18 protein-coding genes are annotated in these 17,674 nt (G+C 59.2%); 9 read left to right on the top strand and 9 right to left on the bottom strand.

Annotated elements, in window-relative coordinates; genetic code table 11:
* Positions 1 to 342: 342 nt before the first annotated feature.
* Positions 343 to 1,203, bottom strand: a complete 861-nt coding sequence (locus QRN41_RS03870; protein ID WP_169868275.1) for a MurR/RpiR family transcriptional regulator — start codon at positions 1,201 to 1,203, stop codon at positions 343 to 345.
* A gap of 220 nt (positions 1,204 to 1,423) precedes the next feature.
* Here QRN41_RS03870 and zwf point away from each other — a divergent pair, with 220 nt between their 5' ends.
* The 3 genes from zwf to QRN41_RS03855 are packed head-to-tail and all read left to right on the top strand — an operon-like array spanning position 1,424 to position 4,273.
* Entirely contained in the window at positions 1,424 to 2,890 is a 1,467-nt protein-coding gene (gene zwf / locus QRN41_RS03865; protein WP_034100057.1) for a glucose-6-phosphate dehydrogenase, read from the top strand.
* Positions 2,877 to 3,590 carry a 6-phosphogluconolactonase gene (gene pgl / locus QRN41_RS03860; protein WP_034100055.1) on the top strand — a complete coding sequence of 238 codons (714 nt, stop codon included), beginning with the start codon at positions 2,877 to 2,879 and terminating at the stop codon, positions 3,588 to 3,590. The genes zwf and pgl overlap by 14 nt, the downstream gene beginning before the upstream one ends.
* A 17-nt stretch (positions 3,591 to 3,607) precedes the next feature.
* Positions 3,608 to 4,273: a bifunctional 4-hydroxy-2-oxoglutarate aldolase/2-dehydro-3-deoxy-phosphogluconate aldolase gene (locus QRN41_RS03855; protein ID WP_026067364.1), complete on the top strand. Its 666-nt coding sequence runs from the start codon at positions 3,608 to 3,610 to the stop codon at positions 4,271 to 4,273.
* A gap of 101 nt (positions 4,274 to 4,374) precedes the next feature.
* On the opposite strand, the gene QRN41_RS03850 is transcribed toward QRN41_RS03855, so the two are convergent.
* Together QRN41_RS03850 and QRN41_RS03845 are read right to left on the bottom strand one after the other, a co-directional pair.
* Positions 4,375 to 5,556 carry an aminotransferase class V-fold PLP-dependent enzyme gene (locus QRN41_RS03850; RefSeq protein WP_285421180.1) on the bottom strand — a complete coding sequence of 394 codons (1,182 nt, stop codon included), beginning with the start codon at positions 5,554 to 5,556 and terminating at the stop codon, positions 4,375 to 4,377.
* A gap of 10 nt (positions 5,557 to 5,566) precedes the next feature.
* Positions 5,567 to 5,803 carry a DUF3820 family protein gene (locus QRN41_RS03845; RefSeq protein ID WP_285421179.1) on the bottom strand — a complete coding sequence of 79 codons (237 nt, stop codon included), beginning with the start codon at positions 5,801 to 5,803 and terminating at the stop codon, positions 5,567 to 5,569.
* 206 nt (positions 5,804 to 6,009) lie between these two features.
* Here QRN41_RS03845 and QRN41_RS03840 point away from each other — a divergent pair, with 206 nt between their 5' ends.
* A complete protein-coding gene (locus tag QRN41_RS03840; protein ID WP_034139096.1) occupies positions 6,010 to 6,477 on the top strand; it encodes a ferritin-like domain-containing protein in 468 nt (155 codons plus the stop codon).
* Positions 6,478 to 6,589: 112 nt separating this feature from the next.
* Here the strand turns inward: QRN41_RS03840 and QRN41_RS03835 are convergent, their stop codons facing one another.
* Together QRN41_RS03835 and QRN41_RS03830 are read right to left on the bottom strand one after the other, a co-directional pair.
* Positions 6,590 to 7,060 (bottom strand): MaoC family dehydratase, encoded by a 471-nt coding sequence (locus tag QRN41_RS03835; RefSeq protein WP_003175719.1) that lies wholly within the window; start codon positions 7,058 to 7,060, stop codon positions 6,590 to 6,592.
* A 57-nt stretch (positions 7,061 to 7,117) separates the two neighbouring features.
* Positions 7,118 to 8,062, bottom strand: coding sequence for an alpha/beta hydrolase (locus QRN41_RS03830; RefSeq protein ID WP_285421178.1), 945 nt, complete (start codon positions 8,060 to 8,062; stop codon positions 7,118 to 7,120).
* A 211-nt stretch (positions 8,063 to 8,273) separates the two neighbouring features.
* Between QRN41_RS03830 and fadD2 the strand changes: the two genes are divergently transcribed.
* Both fadD2 and fadD1 read left to right on the top strand, forming a co-directional pair.
* Positions 8,274 to 9,962 (top strand): long-chain-fatty-acid--CoA ligase FadD2, encoded by a 1,689-nt coding sequence (gene fadD2 / locus QRN41_RS03825; RefSeq protein WP_094065410.1) that lies wholly within the window; start codon positions 8,274 to 8,276, stop codon positions 9,960 to 9,962.
* 397 nt (positions 9,963 to 10,359) lie between these two features.
* Complete coding sequence (fadD1, locus tag QRN41_RS03820) at positions 10,360 to 12,051, top strand: long-chain-fatty-acid--CoA ligase FadD1 (RefSeq protein ID WP_034139093.1); 1,692 nt, start codon at positions 10,360 to 10,362, stop codon at positions 12,049 to 12,051.
* Between the two features lie 58 nt (positions 12,052 to 12,109).
* On the opposite strand, the gene QRN41_RS03815 is transcribed toward fadD1, so the two are convergent.
* Complete coding sequence (locus QRN41_RS03815; RefSeq protein WP_024077075.1) at positions 12,110 to 12,487, bottom strand: hypothetical protein; 378 nt, start codon at positions 12,485 to 12,487, stop codon at positions 12,110 to 12,112.
* Between the two features lie 200 nt (positions 12,488 to 12,687).
* Here QRN41_RS03815 and QRN41_RS03810 point away from each other — a divergent pair, with 200 nt between their 5' ends.
* The 3 genes from QRN41_RS03810 to def all read left to right on the top strand — a co-directional run bounded on the left by QRN41_RS03810 (position 12,688) and on the right by def (position 14,549).
* Entirely contained in the window at positions 12,688 to 12,873 is a 186-nt protein-coding gene (locus QRN41_RS03810) for a CsbD family protein (protein WP_034100043.1), read from the top strand.
* Positions 12,874 to 13,055: 182 nt separating this feature from the next.
* The gene (locus tag QRN41_RS03805) at positions 13,056 to 14,006 is read left to right on the top strand and encodes a YihY/virulence factor BrkB family protein (RefSeq protein WP_034100041.1); all 951 of its coding nucleotides are present in this window, start codon (positions 13,056 to 13,058) and stop codon (positions 14,004 to 14,006) included.
* Positions 14,007 to 14,009: 3 nt separating this feature from the next.
* A complete protein-coding gene (gene def, locus QRN41_RS03800; RefSeq protein ID WP_034139092.1) occupies positions 14,010 to 14,549 on the top strand; it encodes a peptide deformylase in 540 nt (179 codons plus the stop codon).
* A gap of 205 nt (positions 14,550 to 14,754) precedes the next feature.
* Here def and QRN41_RS03795 read toward each other — a convergent pair whose 3' ends face one another.
* The 3 genes from QRN41_RS03795 to QRN41_RS03785 form a co-directional block, all read right to left on the bottom strand.
* A complete protein-coding gene (locus tag QRN41_RS03795; RefSeq protein WP_285421182.1) occupies positions 14,755 to 15,192 on the bottom strand; it encodes a GNAT family N-acetyltransferase in 438 nt (145 codons plus the stop codon).
* A 346-nt stretch (positions 15,193 to 15,538) separates the two neighbouring features.
* Entirely contained in the window at positions 15,539 to 16,036 is a 498-nt protein-coding gene (locus tag QRN41_RS03790; RefSeq protein WP_034139090.1) for a hypothetical protein, read from the bottom strand.
* Positions 16,037 to 16,168: 132 nt separating this feature from the next.
* Positions 16,169 to 17,584, bottom strand: coding sequence for an MFS transporter (locus QRN41_RS03785; RefSeq protein WP_167416693.1), 1,416 nt, complete (start codon positions 17,582 to 17,584; stop codon positions 16,169 to 16,171).
* Positions 17,585 to 17,674: the final 90 nt, after the last annotated feature.

Below are 17,674 nucleotides of genomic sequence, written 5' to 3'. Positions count from 1 at the left end.
GGGCTGGAGTCTAGCGTTGTTGCTTATGGCCTCATCGCGGGCAAGCCCGCTCCCACATTTGGAACGCATTGCCCTGTGGGAGCGGGCGCACCTGAGTTTGCAGGCTCGGGCTGGAGTCTAGCGTTGTTGCTGATGGCCTCATCGCGGGCAAGCCCGCTCCTACATTTGGAGCGCATTCCCCTGTGGGAGCGGGCGCACCTGAGTGTGCAGGCTCGGGCTGGAGTTTAGCGTTGTTGCTTATGGCCTCATCGCGGGCAAGCCCGCTCCCACATTTGCAACGCATTCCGCTGTGGGAGCGGGCTTGCTCGCGATGGCGGCGGTACTGCTGGTAGAGATTCGAGCTTAGTTAAACTCATCCCCCACCGGATACCGGCTGTCATTCAAACTCTCTTTGATCTTGCGCAAGTGCGGCTGGAAATCCACCCCGCGACGCAATGTCATGCCGGTGGCCAGCACATCCAGCACGGTCAGTTGGATGATCCGCGACGTCATCGGCATGTAGATATCCGTATCTTCCGGGAGTGGAATATTCAGGCTCACCGTACTGGCCTTGGCCAACGGTGAGTTCTCGGCGGTCACGCCCAAGACCGAGGCGCCGTTACTGCGTGCGATACGCGCCACTTCCACCAGCTCGCGGGTACGCCCGGTGTAGGAAATGATCACGAACAGCTCACCGGTATGGGCCACCGAGGCGATCATGCGCTGCATCAGCACGTCGGCGTGGGCGGTGACCGCCAGGTTGAAACGGAAGAACTTATGCAGGGCGTCCATGGCCACTGGGGCCGAAGCACCGAGGCCGAAGAAGTGGATCTGCCGGGCCTGGATCAGCAGGTCCACGGCCTTGCTGATCAGGTTCGGGTCCAGGGCCTGGCAGGCGCTGTCCAAGGAGGCGATGGCACTGCCAAAGATCTTCTGCGTGTAGGCCTCCGGGTTATCATCGGCCTCCACGGCGCGGCTGACATAAGCCGCGCCACTGGCCAGGCTTTGCGCCAATTGCAATTTGAGTTCAGGGTAACCGCTCACGCCGAATGAGCGGCAGAAACGGTTGACCGTCGGTTCGCTGACCGAGGCGGCCTGGGCGAGGGCGGCGATCGAGAAGCGTGTGGCCTGCTGCGGGTTGAGCAGGATGACTTCAGCGACTTTGCGCTCTGCCTTGTTCAAGTCTTCGAGGCGGCTCTGGATCTGCTCCAGAAGATTTCGCACGCGGTCCATTCAGTCTTTCCTTCGGGCGACGATGCAAATTTAAGGGCGGCAAGCAATCGACGAGCGGCCTTTTGCGGTGGCCTATCCTACTGAGGGTAGCTGAACACCACCACTCGCAATGCGTATTTCGGGAAAATGTTGTGGTTATTACTACATTTTTCCTTGAGTGATACCTTGAAAAAAGGTATTTGTAGCTTAACTTGATAAAAGAACAAACATCATGCCTTCGATAACCGTGGAACCCTGCACCTTTGCCCTGTTTGGCGCCTTGGGTGATCTGGCGCTGCGCAAGTTATTTCCTGCCCTCTATCAGCTGGATGGTGCAGGTCTGCTGCACGAAGACACGCGCATCCTGGCCCTGGCCCGTGAAGCCGGCTCCGAGCAGCAGCACCTGGCCCATATCGAAAAAGAACTGCGTAAATACGTCGGCAAGGAACTGGACGACAGCATCGCCCAGCGTTTCCTGGCGCGTCTGACCTACGTCCATGTCGACTTTATGAAAGCCGACGACTACGTGGCCCTGGCTGAAAAAGCCGGCACCGAACAACGCCTGATCGCCTACTTCGCCACTCCGGCGGCGGTGTATGGCGCGATCTGCGAGAATTTGTCCAAGGTCGGCCTGGCGGACAACACCCGCGTGGTGCTGGAAAAGCCCATCGGTTCGGACCTGGAGTCCTCGCGCAAGGTCAACGACGCCGTGGCGCAGTTTTTCCCGGAAAACCGCACCTACCGCATCGACCATTACCTGGGCAAAGAGACCGTTCAAAACCTGATTGCGCTGCGTTTTGCTAACAGCCTGTTCGAGACCCAGTGGAACCAGCACTACATTTCCCACGTAGAAATTACCGTGGCGGAGCAAGTGGGCATCGAAGGTCGTTGGGGTTATTTCGACAAAGCCGGCCAGCTGCGGGACATGATCCAGAATCACCTGTTGCAGCTGCTTTGCCTGATCGCCATGGACCCACCGGCCGACCTGTCCGCCGACAGCATCCGTGACGAGAAGGTCAAGGTGCTCAAGGCCTTGGCGCCGATCAGCCCGGACGGCCTTACCACCCAAGTGGTGCGTGGCCAGTACATCGCCGGTTACAGCGCCGGCAAGCCGGTGCCGGGATACCTGGAAGAAGAAAACTCCAACACCCAGAGCGACACCGAAACCTTCGTCGCCCTGCGCGCCGATATCCGCAACTGGCGTTGGGCCGGTGTGCCTTTCTACCTGCGCACCGGCAAGCGCATGCCGCAAAAACTGTCGCAGATCGTTATCCACTTCAAGGAACCGTCCCACTATATCTTCGCCCCCGAGCAGCGCCTGCAGATCAGCAACAAACTGATCATCCGCCTGCAACCGGACGAAGGGATTTCCTTGCGGGTAATGACCAAGGAGCAGGGCCTGGATAAAGGCATGCAACTGCGCAGCGGCCCGCTGCAACTGAATTTTTCCGACACCTACCGCAGTACGCGCATTCCGGATGCCTACGAGCGTTTGCTGTTGGAAGTGATGCGCGGCAATCAGAACCTGTTTGTTCGCAAAGATGAAATCGAAGCCGCGTGGAAGTGGTGTGACCAGTTGATCGCCGGTTGGAAAAAATCCGGTGATGCGCCCAAGCCGTATGCGGCGGGCTCCTGGGGGCCGATGAGCTCCATTGCACTGATCACGCGGGATGGGAGGTCATGGTATGGCGATATCTGAATTGAAACTGCCGCAGGGCGTCAGCGCCCATGAGTACCGTACGCCTGCGTTGCTGGCGGACGGTTTGGCCAACGATGTGGCCGAACAATTGCGCACGGCCATCAGCGCCCGTGGCGAAGCGACGCTGGTGGTGTCTGGTGGGCGCAGCCCGGTGGCGTTTTTCCAGAACCTGGCCAAGCAGGGCCTGGACTGGTCCAAGGTCACCATCACCCTCGCCGATGAGCGCTGGGTGCCGGTAGAGCATGCCGACAGCAATGCCGGCCTATTGAAGAAATATCTGCTGCAGGGCCCGGCCGCCAAGGCGCGGTTCCTCAGTTTGTACAGCGCCACCGCGAACCTGGAAGAGGCTGCCGAGCAGGCCGATCGCCTGCTGGCCGAACTGCCCGCCATCGATGTGCTGGTGCTGGGCATGGGCGATGACGGCCACACCGCGTCGCTGTTTCCCAACAGCCCGAACCTGAACGAAGCCCTGCAGCCCGACGGTACCCGCCGTTGCTGGCCCATGCTGGCGCCGACCGTGCCGCACCAGCGCCTGACCATGAGTCGCGCGTTGCTGGCCACGGCCCGCTACACCGTGCTGTCGATCTCCGGCAGTTCGAAATTGACCACTTTGAGCGCCGCGCTGGCCAGTGACGACGTCGCCGCCATGCCGATTCGCGCGTTTCTGCAACCTACTTTAGAGATTTACTGGTGCCCATGAGCCAAGGATCAGCCGCTATGAAAAGCCCTCAACCGACCGTGTCCATGGCGGATAAAGTTGCCTTGATCGACAGCCTCTGCGCCAAGGCGCGGATCCTGCCGGTGATCACCATCGCCCGCGAACAGGACATTCTGCCCCTGGCCGATGCCCTGGCGGCCGGCGGCCTGACGGCGCTGGAAGTAACCCTGCGTTCGGAGTTCGGCCTCAAGGCTATTCAGGTGCTGCGCGAGCAGCGTCCTGAACTGTGCACCGGCGCCGGCACCGTGTTGGATCGGCACATGCTGGAGGCCGCGGAAGTGGCCGGCTCGCAGTTTATCGTCACCCCCGGGATTACCCGCGACTTGCTCGAAGCCTCGGTGCACAGCCCGATCCCGCTGTTGCCGGGTATCAGCAATGCGTCCGGCATCATGGAAGGCTATGGCCTGGGCTACCGTCGTTTCAAATTGTTCCCCGCTGAAGTCAGCGGTGGCGTAGCGGCAATCAAGGCCCTGGGCGGCCCGTTCGGCGAAGTGAAATTCTGCCCGACCGGCGGCGTCGGCCCGGCCAATATCAAAAGCTACATGGCGTTGAAAAACGTGATGTGCGTGGGCGGCAGCTGGATGCTCGACCCAGAGTGGGTCAAGAATGGCGACTGGGCACGCATCCAGGAAGTCACCGCCCAGGCCCTGGCGCTGTTGGATTGATCTGATTTACCGAATCGTTGTTGCTGTGCTTGACGGCATTTTTGCGGTGCACTTGGTCGGTGTACCGCTTTTTTTTGCCTGCAATAAACCTGCGCCTGCTTTTATAGAGGGCTGCGGTGCAGTTCGGTGACGGCATTGACCAAATGATGGATGTCCGCCACCGAGGTTACCAACCCGGGGGTGATCCGGATACACGTCCCGAACGAGGCCCCAACACGGGTCGTGGTGAAGAGGTTGTAGTCCTTGAGCAAACGGTCCGCCATCGCCTGCTGGTCCCGACCGCTGAATTTGAAAGCACTAATCCCGCAATACAGCCTCGGGTCATCCGGCGTCAGCACCTCGATCCCCGGCAATGACCTTACCTGGCTCACCCATGTATCCCGCAGGTAATTGACCCGCGCACCTTTGGCAGCCGCGCCACCCAGTGCCCGATGCTCATCCAATACCAGTGGCAAGGTCATCAGCGCCGGAAAATTCGGCGTGCTGTAGGACGTCCGCGCGCGTACATCGGTGATGGGGTAGTGGAACTCGCCCATGTCCGGGTCGATATCGGCCAGGCGCTCGGGGGCGATGTACAGGAAGCCCAGGGTCAACGGTGCGCCGATCCATTTGTGCAGGTTGAACCCGGCGAACTGGATGCCCAGCTCGGTCAAGTTGAAGTCGATCTGGCCAAGGGCGTGGGCACCGTCGAGGATCACGTCAACACCGTGCGTCCGTGCTGCCTGAGCAATGGCGGCCACTGGCATTACCAGCCCGGTGCGATGGGTAACGTGGGTCAGGGCCATCAGCTTGAGACGCGGGTATTGGGCGAAGGCATCGCGATAGGTCTGTAGCAGGCTGTCGAAACTGGCCGGATGGGTGTGGGACAGTTCGATAACCTCCACACCGCGATGCGCCGCCAGCCAGCGCATCGCGCCCTTTACCGTGTCGTACTCCAGATCGCTGATCAGCACTTGGTCACCCGGTTGCAGGCGGTTGTAGTTGCGGATCAGCGACTGCAAGGCTTCGGTGGCGTTGCGGGTGAATGCCACCGACTCGGGTTCCACCTCTATCAAGGCGGCGAGCTGGCGCCGGATCTCGATGTTTTCGCCCTGTTCGAAACGCTGGCGCACATACACCGCATTGCTGCGGTTGATAAACGCCACATGCTCCAGGTACTGGGCCTGCACCGCCCGGCTCATGCGGCCGAAGTAACCGTTCTCAAGATTGATGGGGCCTGGCTCGCAGTCATAGCGTTGAGCGATGGCTTGCCAATGCGCTTCGTTTTGGGCGTTGCTGGGCATGGGTGGGCTCTTAATGGCGTGAGGCAGGCTTGCCGTGTTTGGCGCGCAGCGGTTCGAGCAGTTCTGACAGACCGTTGTGGTCAATTTCCTGCATCAGTGCCAGCAGACCACCCAGTTCGCCGTGGGGGAAACCTTCGCGAGCGAACCAGTTCAGGTAGGGGCCTGGCAAGTCGGCAATGATCCGCCCTTTGTATTTGCCGAAAGGCATTTCGCGGGTGATCAGCAGTTCGAGCTTTTCCGGGTTCATGAACGTCAGATGGTTACGAGAGGGTCTTGGAAAATACAGGCATTCTGCATGAAGGCCAAATGACAGATCATGCAAATAACGTACATATAGATGGTTCAATATTTCGTAAGTAATTGAATTAAAACAATAAAGTTATTTTTCAAAACCTGGCACGGGCGCTGCAATCATTAAGACAACCTTTCTCAACCCACATAAGGAATTGGAAAATGACTGACATCAACAAAGAATCGATCTCCGTACTGAACGACCTGATCGAAACCAGCATCGACGGCCAAAAAGGCTTTAAAGAGTGCGCTGAAGACATCAAGCACCCAGAACTCAAGGCGCTGTTTGCCAAGCGTTCCGCCGATTGCGCCACCGCTGCCGCCGAGCTGAAAACCGCCGTGCGTGCCTTGGGTGGCGATCCGGAAGATTCCGGCAGCATGGCAGGCGCACTGCACCGTGGCTGGGTCGACGTGAAGTCGATGGTTACCGGTAAAGATGAAGAGGCTGTGCTGAACGAAGCCGAGCGCGGTGAAGACCACGCACTGAAGGCTTACCGTGAAGCGATCGAGAAGATCAACAAGCACAACCTGCTGGGCATTCGTGACCTGGTTGAGCGTCAGTACCACGGCGTGCAACGCAATCACGACCAGGTTAAAGCCCTGCGTAACCAGGCTCGCGCTCAGTCGTAAGCTTACCGCCTAGTCGATGTGGGAGGGGGCTTGCCCCCGATAGCAGTGAATCAGTCGATGTTTCAATGACTGACTCACCGCAATCGGGGCAAGCCCTCTCCCACATTTGTATTCAGCCGATGCTGATCGGCGGCAGCTCGGTCAAGGTCACCACCTGCTGTTTACGCGGCGCAAGAATCTCTGCCTCGCCATCCACTACCAACTCGTCGCGCTGGTTGAACACGCGGGTGGCAATCCGCACGCGGAACTTGGGCAGTTTCTCCAGGATTTCCAGGCGCACCGTCAGGGTGTCGCCGATCTTCACCGGCTTCTGAAAGCTCATCTGCTGACCGATATAAATCGTGCCCGGCCCAGGCAGCTCGCAGGCTACGGCTGCGCTGATCAAAGCGCCGCTGAACATGCCGTGGGCGATACGCTCCTTGAACATCGTGGCCTTGGCGTATTCGGCGTCCAGATGCACCGGGTTGTGATCGCCAGACATCGCCGCGAACAGCTGGATATCGCGCTCTTCGACAGTCTTGCTGTAACTGGCGGTCTGGCCGACTTCAAGGGCTTCATACGGGGTGTTGGTTACCTGGGTCATCTAAGAGCGCATCCTGTGGCTAATCGGTAATTTAATTTGCTGATTTTAAAGGAAAATTTATTCGCAGCGGGCAGGCCGTTGCAAACTCAGGGCGTGATCCAGCCATGTCACCACATCCGCCGTGACTTGCGCACGATTGGTCTCATTGAACACTTCATGACGCGCCTGGGGGTAAATAGTCAGTTGCAGGTGCTGGCAGCCGGCCGCTTGCAGGGCTTGAGCCAGGTGGGTGAGACGCTTGCCCTCGCTCACCGGATCACATTCGCCGCCCATCACCAGAATCGGCAGGCCCGGATCGATCTGCGCGAGGTTGGACGCTTTGCTGATCTGCTGCAAGCCGCCAAGCAAATCCACCCACAGTTGGTTGGTGCAACGGAAACCGCAGAGGGGATCGTTGACGTACTTATCCACCTCATCCGGGTCGCGACTAAGCCAGTCGAAGGCCGTGCGGTTGGGTTTGAACGCTTTGTTGAAAGAGCCAAACGACAGGAAGTCGATCACGGCGCTGCGCCCCCGCAGGCCCTGGCGCAGGCGTTCGGCGCGAGCGATCAGGCGCGCGGCGCGGTACAGCGCCACCGGCTGGAAATTCGACCCACTGAGAATCGCCCCATGCAGGCTGGCACTGTGGTGCAGCAGATAAGCCTGGGCGATATAACTGCCCATGCTGTGCCCCAGCAATACGATCGGCAGCCCCGGATGCTGTTGGCCGATGTGTTGGTTGAGGCTGGCCAGGTCGCCTACCACTTTGTTCCAGCCATCGTGCTCGGCGAACAACCCCAGAGTGCCTTCATCGGCGGTCCGTCCATGGCCTCGCTGGTCCAGCGCGTACACACCGTAGCCCGCATCGCCCAGGGCCTCGGCCAGGCGGACGTAGCGCCCACTGTGCTCGGCCATGCCGTGGGACACCATCACCACAGCCTGGAGCGGCCCCTGTGGCAGCCATTGGTTGACGTATAGGCGGGTATGGTCGTTCGCAGTCAGCCAGAAGGTGCTGTGGTTCATGGCGGTTCCTTTGCTCGGTGTCGTTGCAGTGTATCGCTGATCTTCTGGCAAGCGGCTGATCAGTACAGGCCCTTGTAGGAAGATTCACGCAGTTGATGACACTCTTTCCTGTATTTGCCTGATTGGCCATAGCTGCTAACGTCCCCAAAGCTCCGCTTTCCATCGCAGCATAAAAGCGGCCGGACACACTCAGGTACAGAGGACAAGAATAATGCAACCTGATTTCTGGAATGACAAACGCGCGGCGGGCGTTCCCAATGACATCGACCTCACCACCTACAAGTCGGTGATCGAAGTCTTCGAGCGTTCCTGTAAAGCCTTTGCCGACCGTCCGGCATTCAGCAATATGGGGGTGACCCTGACCTACGCCGAGCTTGAGCGCCAGAGCGCGGCGTTCGCCGGTTACCTGCAGCATCACACCGACCTCAAGCCCGGCGAGCGCATCGCCGTGCAGATGCCCAACGTATTGCATTACCCCATCGCGGTGTTCGGGGCGCTGCGCGCCGGGTTGATCGTGGTCAACACCAACCCGTTGTACACCCCGCGGGAAATGCGCCACCAATTCAAGGATGCCGGCGTGCGGGCGCTGGTCTACCTCAACCTGTTCGGTTCGCGGGTGCAGGAAGTGTGTGCCGACACCGAGATCGACTACCTGATCGAAGCCAAAATGGGCGACTTCCTGCCCGCCGCCAAAGGCTGGCTGGTCAACACCGTGGTCGACAAGGTCAAGAAGATGGTCCCGGCCTATCACTTGCCACGCGCAGTATCGTTCAAGCGTGCCCTGCGCATGGGCGCGGGCCTGAGCGTGACCCGCCACCCGGTGACCCTGGATGACATCGCCGTGTTGCAATACACCGGCGGCACCACCGGCCTGGCCAAGGGCGCGATGCTGACCCACGGCAATCTGGTGGCCAATATGCAGCAGGCGCGGGCGTGCATGTCCCAGGTCAGCGATAACGGCCAGCCGCTGGTACGGGAAGGGCAGGAGGTGATGATCGCGCCGCTGCCGCTCTACCACATCTATGCCTTTACGGCGAACTGCATGTGCATGATGGTGACCGGCAACCACAACGTGCTGATCACCAACCCGCGCGACATCGGCGGGTTTATCAAAGAGCTGAAAAAGTGGCGGTTTTCCTGCCTGCTGGGGTTGAACACGCTGTTTGTCGCGCTGATGGACCATCCGGATTTCAAGACCCTGGATTTCTCGCACCTCAAGATCACCAATTCCGGCGGTACCGCGCTGGTCAAGGCCACCGCCGAGCGCTGGAAGGCCCTGACCGGCTGCACCATCGGCGAAGGCTACGGCCTGACCGAAACCTCGCCGGTGGCCAGCACCAACCCCTACGGTAGCCAATCGCGGCTGGGCACCGTGGGTATTCCAGTGCCGGGTACGGCCATGAAGGTGATCGATGACGAAGGCCGCGAATTGCCCCTGGGGGAGCGTGGCGAACTGTGCATCAAGGGCCCACAGGTGATGAAGGGCTACTGGCAGCAACCGGCGGCAACCGCCGATACCCTGGATGCCGAAGGGTGGTTGAAAACCGGTGATATTGCGGTGATCGACACCGATGGCTTTGTGAGCATTGTGGACCGCAAGAAAGACCTGATCATCGTCTCCGGCTTCAACGTGTACCCCAACGAAATCGAAGACGTGGTCATGGCCCACCCGGCAGTGGCCAGTTGCGCGGTGATCGGCGTGCCGGACGAGCGCACGGGGGAGGCGGTGAAGCTGTTCGTGGTGGCGCGGGCTCAGGGGGTCAGCCTTGAAGAGCTGAAAGCGTACTGCAAAAGCAACTTCACCGGCTACAAGGTGCCCAAGCACATCGTTTTGCGTGAGTCGTTGCCGATGACGCCGGTGGGCAAGATCCTGCGCAGGGAGCTGCGCGACATCGCCTGACCCTGAAGTGAAGTGCAATCAAAATGTGGGAGGGGGCTTGCCCCCCGATGGCAGCGCAACAGTCACCATTTGTATCGACTGTTTAATGCCATCGGGGGCAAGCCCCCTCCCATATTTGTCTGTGTTTAATCTGCTAAGGCTTGTTCTAGAGCCTTTTTTGCGGATATAGAATTTTTGCTCTAAAAATGACCATTGGATATTCATGAGTCATTTTTATGACTGTAGGGCCCTCTTTTGGCTCTAGTCGGCCCTCGGCAAAGCTGCTACTCTCGGCGCGCTTTGTGACCTCTCGGCCTGCTTGAACGCGCCAGACTCACCTTAAAACGTAAAAAACATACACCAATAATAATCGCATCAAATGCGATGATGAATTCGCGTCGCTGAGGAGTGGGCTTCCATGAACGAAGACTTTTGGAAGGATAAGTACCCCGCCGGGATTGCTGCAGAAATCAATCCAGACGAGTATCCAAATATTCAGGCGGTACTTAAACAGTCCTGCCAGCGCTTCGCTAACAAACCGGCGTTCAGCAACCTGGGCAAGACAATCACCTACGGTGAGTTGTACGAATTGTCCGGCGCCTTCGCCGCCTACCTGCAACAGCATACCGACTTGAAGCCTGGCGATCGAATCGCCGTGCAACTACCCAACGTTCTGCAATACCCAGTCGCTGTGTTCGGTGCCATCCGCGCCGGCCTGATTGTGGTCAACACCAACCCGCTGTACACCGCGCGGGAAATGGAACACCAGTTCAACGATTCCGGCGCCAAGGCGCTGGTCTGCCTGGCCAACATGGCCCACTTGGCGGAAAAGGTCGTGCCCAAGACCGCCGTCAAGCATGTGATCGTCACCGAAGTCGCGGACCTGCTGCCGCCGCTCAAGCGCCTGCTGATCAACAGCGTCATCAAGTACGTGAAGAAAATGGTCCCGGCGTATCACTTGCCCCAGGCGATCAAATTCAACGACGTGCTCGCCAAGGGACGCGGTCAACCGGTCAGCGACGCTAACCCGGTCAGCAGCGACGTGGCCGTGCTGCAATACACCGGCGGCACCACCGGCGTCGCCAAGGGCGCAATGCTGACCCATCGCAACCTGGTGGCCAACATGCTGCAGTGCAAGGCGCTGATGGGCTCCAACCTCAATGAAGGTTGCGAGATCCTGATCACACCGCTGCCGCTGTACCACATCTATGCATTCACCTTTCATTGCATGGCGATGATGCTGATCGGCAACCACAACATCCTGATCAGCAACCCGCGCGACCTGCCGGCGATGGTCAAGGAGCTGTCGAAGTGGAAGTTCAGCGGCTTTGTCGGCCTGAACACGCTGTTCGTGGCGTTGTGCAACAACGAAGCCTTCCGCAAGCTGGACTTCTCCGCGCTGAAAGTCACGCTCTCCGGCGGTATGGCTCTGCAACTGGCAGCGGCCGAGCGTTGGAAAGCCGTGACCGGTTGCGGTATCTGCGAAGGTTACGGCATGACCGAGACCAGCCCGGTGGCCACCGTGAACCCGATCCAGCATATCCAGATCGGCACCATCGGCATTCCGGTGCCTTCGACGGTGTGCAAGGTCATCGCCGACGATGGCACCGAGCTGCCGTTGGGTGAAACCGGCGAGCTGTGCGTCAAGGGCCCGCAAGTGATGAAGGGCTACTGGCAGCGCCAGGATGCCACCGACGAGATGCTCGACAGCGAAGGTTGGCTCAAGACCGGCGACATCGCGATCATCCAGCCCGATGGCTATATGCGCATCGTTGATCGCAAGAAAGACATGATCCTGGTCTCCGGCTTCAACGTGTACCCCAACGAGCTGGAAGACGTACTGGCAGGCCTGCCGGGCGTGTTGCAGTGTGCAGCCATCGGCGTGCCGGACGAGAAGTCCGGGGAACACATCAAGCTGTTTATTGTGGTCAAGCCGGGTGCGACCCTGACCAAGGAGCAGGTGATGGAGCACATGCGCGCCAACGTCACTGGCTACAAGGTGCCCAAGGCGGTGGAATTCCGCGATGCCTTGCCGACGACCAACGTAGGCAAGATCCTGCGTCGCGAGTTGCGCGACGAAGAGCTGAAGAAGCTCGGTCTTAAAAAGTAACGCAATTCAAATGTGGGGGGGGCCAAGCCACCTCCCACATTTTTTCTGACCGCGGCTCTTACAGGGCAAACTGGGCGAAGTTCACACCCGCACCCGCCGGACGCACATCTTTCAAGAACGAGTCCTTATCCGCGCTCAGCTCCAGAGTGATCTCCGGCTTGCGCTTGCCCGCATTACGCACCACCAGCCCTTCGAGTTTCTCGCGCAGAAACACCGTCGGCACCTTCAGGTGCAACAACTGGTCGGTCTCGGCGTTGTGCATCAGCAGGTGAATCCACTCGTACTGGCCCACCGCAATCCGTGCCACCGGCAGATCAAACCACCAAATGTTGCGTTTGCGGTCCAGGTCGGTGAAATGGCAGTTGTTGACGCCGAGTACGGCACCGCCCAGTTCCTGGTTTCTGCGGGCAATGGCCTGTGCTTTATTGAGTTTCATAACCTTCCTACGGGATCTGTTATTCAGCCTTATAGCCTGAATGTGCCGCGCATTCTCATGGGTTGGCCGCAAAACATAAAGCCCAACCTGTGCGCACCGATCAAATGCACCCTGAAAATAATTGAAACTCTGCCGAATCCGCTCCGGTCAATCTTCATGTAACGACCAATAACCCTTGATTGTTCTTTCGGAGAAATACCATGGGCAGCACAGCGGATAAGGCAAAAGGCTTGGCCAACGAAGCGGTCGGCAACATTAAGCAAGGTGTCGGCAAAGCCACCGATAACGACAAAATGCGCGCCGAAGGCGTCGTCCAAGAGAAGAAGGGCGAAGCTCAGCAGGCGGTCGGCAAAACCAAAGATGCCGTTAAAAAAGCCACCAAGTAACGCTGGCTTTGGCGGGTGTTAACCCGCTGTCCTGCGGCCATCCACGGATGGCCGTTTTTGTGTCGCCTGCTGCAACTAAAGTTTGGAAATTGTTTCAAAGTCGCCAGATGGGCTACTTTGATGTAGAAAACGGCCCTTGAGTCGCCCATGACCTTATCCTCTTTGCGGCGAAAGGAGACGCTATGATTTTTCCAGTACTTGATGGTCTCAAGCTGCACAAAGTGCTGTTGCGCACCGTCAAGGAATTCGTCGACGACGAAATGCCCACCTATGCCTCGGCGCTGGCTTACCAGATGCTGTTCTCGCTGTTTCCGTTCCTACTGTTTTTGATTGCGCTGATTGGTTTCCTGCACCTGCCGGACTTCTTCAGCTGGCTACGCCTGCAATCGGAGCTGGTGCTGCCGCCCCAGGCGCTGGAGCAGGTCAATCCGGTGATCGACCAGTTGCAGCAATCCAAGGGTGGCCTGTTGTCGGTGGGTATCGTGATCGCGCTGTGGACGGCCTCGGCCGGCGTGCGCCTGATGATGAGCGCCATGAACGCCGCCTACGATGTGGTCGAAGGTCGGCCGATCTGGAAGCGTTTTCCGCTGTCGATCTTCTACACCGTAGGCATCGCCGGGATGTTGCTCGCCGCCGCCGCGCTGATGGTGCTCGGCCCACAGGTGATGGAGTGGCTGGCAGGGCAGATCGGCATGCAGGAATTCGTGGTCACCCTGTGGACCATCGTGCGTTGGCCGCTGATCGTGATTCTGCTGATGTTCGCCGTGGCGCTGATGTACTACGTGATGCCCGATGTCGAACAGAAATTTCGCTTTATCACCCCCGGTTCCGTACTGGCGGTGGTGGTGTGGATCATTGCCTCGCTGGGGTTTGGCTACTACGTCAAGACCTTCGCCGATTACAACGCCATGTACGGCAGCATCGGTGCGATCATCGTGCTGCTCCTATACTTTTACATATCATCCGCCGTGCTGTTGCTGGGTGCGGAGATGAATGCGGTGATTGAACATATGTCAGCCGAAGGCAAGGAACCGGGGGCCAAGGATTTCGATGAGCCGCCGGTCCATGAGAAACAACATGTTTCCGGCCTTGGCCGTGACCATTCCATTAAGCCCACTACTGACGAAGCCTGATCAATGATCCGTGAAATCCTGAAAATGGGCGACGAACGCTTGCTACGCATCGCCCCTCCGGTTCCGCCGGAAATGTTCGACAGCCCCGAACTGTGGCAACTGATCGATGACATGTTCCAGACCATGGAGCATGTGGGGGGGGTAGGCCTTGCCGCGCCGCAGATCGGCGTGGATCTGCAATTGGTGATCTTCGGTTTTGAGAGCAGCGAGCGCTACCCGGACGCGCCGGCCGTGCCCCAAACCATCCTGATCAACCCACTGATCACGCCACTCAGCCCGCTGCTGGAAGAAGGCTTTGAAGGTTGCTTGTCGGTGCCTGGCCTGCGCGGTGCGGTGAACCGCTACCAGCAGATCCGTTATGAAGGTTTCGATCCCAAGGGCGAGCCGATCGTGCGTTTTGCCGATGGCTTCCATGCGCGGGTGGTGCAACACGAATGCGACCATCTGATCGGCCGGTTATACCCATCGCGCATCACCGACTTCAGCAAGTTCGGCTTCATCGACGTGATGTTCCCGGAGTTGGATCCCGCCACGGCGGATTAATCGAAGGAATGCCGATCAGCATGTGGAAAAAGGGGGCTTGCCCAAGCCTTGGTTAGCTACACAAAATCCAAGCGTGCTCACCACAGGGGATCGGCCCACAACGTGGTTGTGGTGAGCGGGCTTGCCCCGCGCCGGGCCGCGAAGCGGCCCTCTCTTCAGACACCGCGGTGTGCCAGACAAAAAGCATGGGCCCATTCCCTCTCGGTCACCTGCTATCCGAGGGCGGCCTCACTCCCGATTCCAAGCCCATCGCGATCATCGGTTTGTTGCGCTTGTAACGCACCAGCCGCTCGCCGAGGGACTGCGGCAATCGCGTGTCCTGGGTAAAGCCTATCCGCTGATACAACCGCTCCAAGTCAGGATGGCACAACAACCATACCGTGCCCTCGGCTGACGCCACTGCCTCAAGGATCAACCGCGCCGCCAAACCCTGGCCGCGATAATCCGGCGCCACAAACACGCCCGTCAGCCACTGCCCGCCCACCACGGGTGTCAGGCACAACCCGGCGACAATGTCGCCATCGCGCGCCACCCATAAACGCCCGCCCTTGAGCGCCTTCATCGATGAGTCGTGGCGGCGGTAAAACTTGTTCAGCAGCGGCCATAGGGGCTCTGGCAGTGGATCAATGGGCAACTCGGGCATGGTATTCAAGCAGGCGTCGTGATGGGCCCAGGATTATAAGCGCCTTCTGCCGGGCAATAGGTGGTATACCCAATGCTGCATCCCTTCACAGTGGAGTACGCAGCATGGCTAAAGGCATGGATTCAAAGAAAGCCGCGAAGAAAAAACCGGCAAAGACCGCCGATGAAAAACGCGCAGACAAGAAAGCCAAGAAATCCGAAACAGGTCTGTTCGGGCACTGATCCGCAAACGCCTGCTCGCTCAGGTGCGAGCAGGCTTGCGAAGCCGTTCGACGACGACACGATCATGCTGGATGAACGCAGCGTTCTTGGAGGCTTTGCGAGCAAAAAACTCGCGGCCAGTGACGTCAGATAGCCGCCAGGGTTTCTTTCAACGTTCGCGCCTGAGGCTCAGCTGTCTTCGCCGCTACTTGCTGTTCCTGCTGCTGCTTCAAGCGTTCAGCCACTTGCTTGGAAATCGCGTCCTGCTTTTCCTGGGACATATTCTGCACATCCGCCTCGGTCAGCCCTTGTTCCTTGAGCAATTGCTCGCGGATGCGTTCGGCAGGGGATTTGCTCATATAGTCAGTGAATTCCGCGCGAGCCCCGGAGGTCGAGCTGGTTGCCGGTACTTCACTGGCGGTACTGGCTGTCTGCAATTGCACGCGGGTCTTGGCGAAGGCTTCGTCGATACGGTCGGCGGCCTTGTCCAATTCCTTCTGCGCGGCCGGTACGGTCACGCTTTGCTGCGCCGCTTGCAGGGCGCCGCTGTACAGCGCGCTGGCGGCGGCATTGGCGGGGTCCATGTCGGGTCGCTTGATCTGTTGAACGGTCGACACGGCTTGGGTGTTGTTGTTTACCAGCATGATCGGTCACCTGTGTAATGTTCGGTGCCACAGCTTGAGCAAATAACATGCCGAGTGCCAGACCCCCGGTTTTGCTGGGGGCGGCGCGCCGTCGGCGGCAACACTTATCCCGCCAACGGCCAATCGTTGCCGTCAATGGGCGATATGTTCCAGGGCCAAGTTGCGCGTGCGTGGCCCGAACCAACTGATGGTGATCATCACAATCAGCATGCTGCTGGCGATAAATGCCAGCACCCCCGGTGTGCCCAGGTGTTCGAGGATGAACCCGATCAGCAGGCTGCTGAACACCGTCGACAAGCGGCTGAACGAGTAACAGAACCCCACCGCCCGCGCACGAATATTGGTGGGGAACAGTTCGCTCTGGTACGAGTGATAACTGAAGCTCAGCCAGGCATTGCAGAAGGTAATCATCACGCCGCAGAACACCAGCCCTACCGCCGTGGTCTGTAGTGCGAACAGGCTGCCGAAGATCACGGCGCCCATGGCCGAGCCGACGATCTGCCACTTGTTTTCAAAGCGGTTGGCCACCTTCACGAACAGCAATGGCCCCAGCGGGTAGGCGAGGGTGATGATAAAGGCGTACAGCAGGCTGTGGGTCACACTCACGCCCTGACCCGACAAGAGCGCCGGCAACCAATTGCCAAAGCCGAAAAAGCCGATGGCCTGGAACACATGGAACACGATCAGCATCAACGCCCGGCGCCGATACGGCGGTTGCCAGATATCGGCAAAGCGCCCGCTGCCCTGCACGCTGACGGCCTGTGGCTCGGGCTCGTCCAGCGGTTTACCGTGATCCTTGCGGCAGCGCGCCTCCAGGCTGTCCATGATCTGTCCGGCCTCATCGAAGCGGCCTTGTTGCGCGAGCCAGCGCGGTGACTCCGGCAAGCGCTTGCGCAGTTGCCAGATAAATAACGCAAACACCGCGCTGCTCAGCACCACCCAGCGCCAACCGGCGATCCCGAACGGCGCCTGGGGCACCAGCCACCACGACATCAACGCCACCGCCGGGACCGACAGAAACTGGATAAAAAACGCGAAGGCAAACGCCGAACTGCGCATGCGCTTGGGCACCAGTTCCGAGAGATAGGCGTCGATGGTCACCAGTTCGATGCCCAGGCCGATCCCCACCAGAAAACGCATGCCGATAATGCCCAGGGCGGAGGTCTGGATGCCCATCAACACCGTGGCCACCGTGTACCAGATCAGCGCAAAGGTGAAGATCGCACGACGCCCGAAGCGGTCGGCAATCGGGCTGAGCAGGCTGGCGCCGAGGAACAGGCCCAGAAAGGTCGCGGAGGCGAATGCGGCCTGGTCGGAGAAACCGAACACGCCTTCGCTGCCGGTGTGAAAAATCCCATCGCTGATCAGGCCGGGGCTGATATAGGCGGTCTGGAACAGGTCATACAGCTCAAAAAAACCACCGATGGACAGCAGCGCCACCAAGCGCCAGACGGTAGCGACGGCGGGCAGGCGGTCGATGCGTGCGCTGATGTGGGCAGCGCGCAGCGGGTCGATGCCGTCTGTGGTTGAAGCGGCGAGTGTGGACATGGTGAGCGATTCCAGGTGCAGGACCTGGAATCTTAGCTGGCTAACGGAAATCGCTGCTTGTTAAATGGCAGGGCACGCCGGGCATATTTG

The sequence above is a fragment of the Pseudomonas sp. efr-133-TYG-23 genome, from assembly GCF_030209215.1.
GTDB classification, from domain to species: domain Bacteria; phylum Pseudomonadota; class Gammaproteobacteria; order Pseudomonadales; family Pseudomonadaceae; genus Aquipseudomonas; species Aquipseudomonas rhodesiae.
Note: the sequence above shows the minus strand (reverse complement) of the source record. Positions and strands in the feature narration are given on the sequence as shown.

Coding starts and splice junctions, on each gene's coding strand:
- zwf (WP_034100057.1), top strand. CDS start 1,424: ATGCCTTCGATAACCGTGGAACCCTGCACCTTTGCCCTGTTTGGCGCC.
- pgl (WP_034100055.1), top strand. CDS start 2,877: ATGGCGATATCTGAATTGAAACTGCCGCAGGGCGTCAGCGCCCATGAG.
- QRN41_RS03855 (WP_026067364.1), top strand. CDS start 3,608: ATGAAAAGCCCTCAACCGACCGTGTCCATGGCGGATAAAGTTGCCTTG.
- QRN41_RS03850 (WP_285421180.1), bottom strand. CDS start 5,556: ATGCCCAGCAACGCCCAAAACGAAGCGCATTGGCAAGCCATCGCTCAA.
- QRN41_RS03845 (WP_285421179.1), bottom strand. CDS start 5,803: ATGAACCCGGAAAAGCTCGAACTGCTGATCACCCGCGAAATGCCTTTC.
- QRN41_RS03840 (WP_034139096.1), top strand. CDS start 6,010: ATGACTGACATCAACAAAGAATCGATCTCCGTACTGAACGACCTGATC.
- QRN41_RS03835 (WP_003175719.1), bottom strand. CDS start 7,060: ATGACCCAGGTAACCAACACCCCGTATGAAGCCCTTGAAGTCGGCCAG.
- QRN41_RS03830 (WP_285421178.1), bottom strand. CDS start 8,062: ATGAACCACAGCACCTTCTGGCTGACTGCGAACGACCATACCCGCCTA.
- fadD2 (WP_094065410.1), top strand. CDS start 8,274: ATGCAACCTGATTTCTGGAATGACAAACGCGCGGCGGGCGTTCCCAAT.
- fadD1 (WP_034139093.1), top strand. CDS start 10,360: ATGAACGAAGACTTTTGGAAGGATAAGTACCCCGCCGGGATTGCTGCA.
- QRN41_RS03815 (WP_024077075.1), bottom strand. CDS start 12,487: ATGAAACTCAATAAAGCACAGGCCATTGCCCGCAGAAACCAGGAACTG.
- QRN41_RS03810 (WP_034100043.1), top strand. CDS start 12,688: ATGGGCAGCACAGCGGATAAGGCAAAAGGCTTGGCCAACGAAGCGGTC.
- QRN41_RS03805 (WP_034100041.1), top strand. CDS start 13,056: ATGATTTTTCCAGTACTTGATGGTCTCAAGCTGCACAAAGTGCTGTTG.
- def (WP_034139092.1), top strand. CDS start 14,010: ATGATCCGTGAAATCCTGAAAATGGGCGACGAACGCTTGCTACGCATC.
- QRN41_RS03795 (WP_285421182.1), bottom strand. CDS start 15,192: ATGCCCGAGTTGCCCATTGATCCACTGCCAGAGCCCCTATGGCCGCTG.
- QRN41_RS03790 (WP_034139090.1), bottom strand. CDS start 16,036: ATGCTGGTAAACAACAACACCCAAGCCGTGTCGACCGTTCAACAGATC.
- QRN41_RS03785 (WP_167416693.1), bottom strand. CDS start 17,584: ATGTCCACACTCGCCGCTTCAACCACAGACGGCATCGACCCGCTGCGC.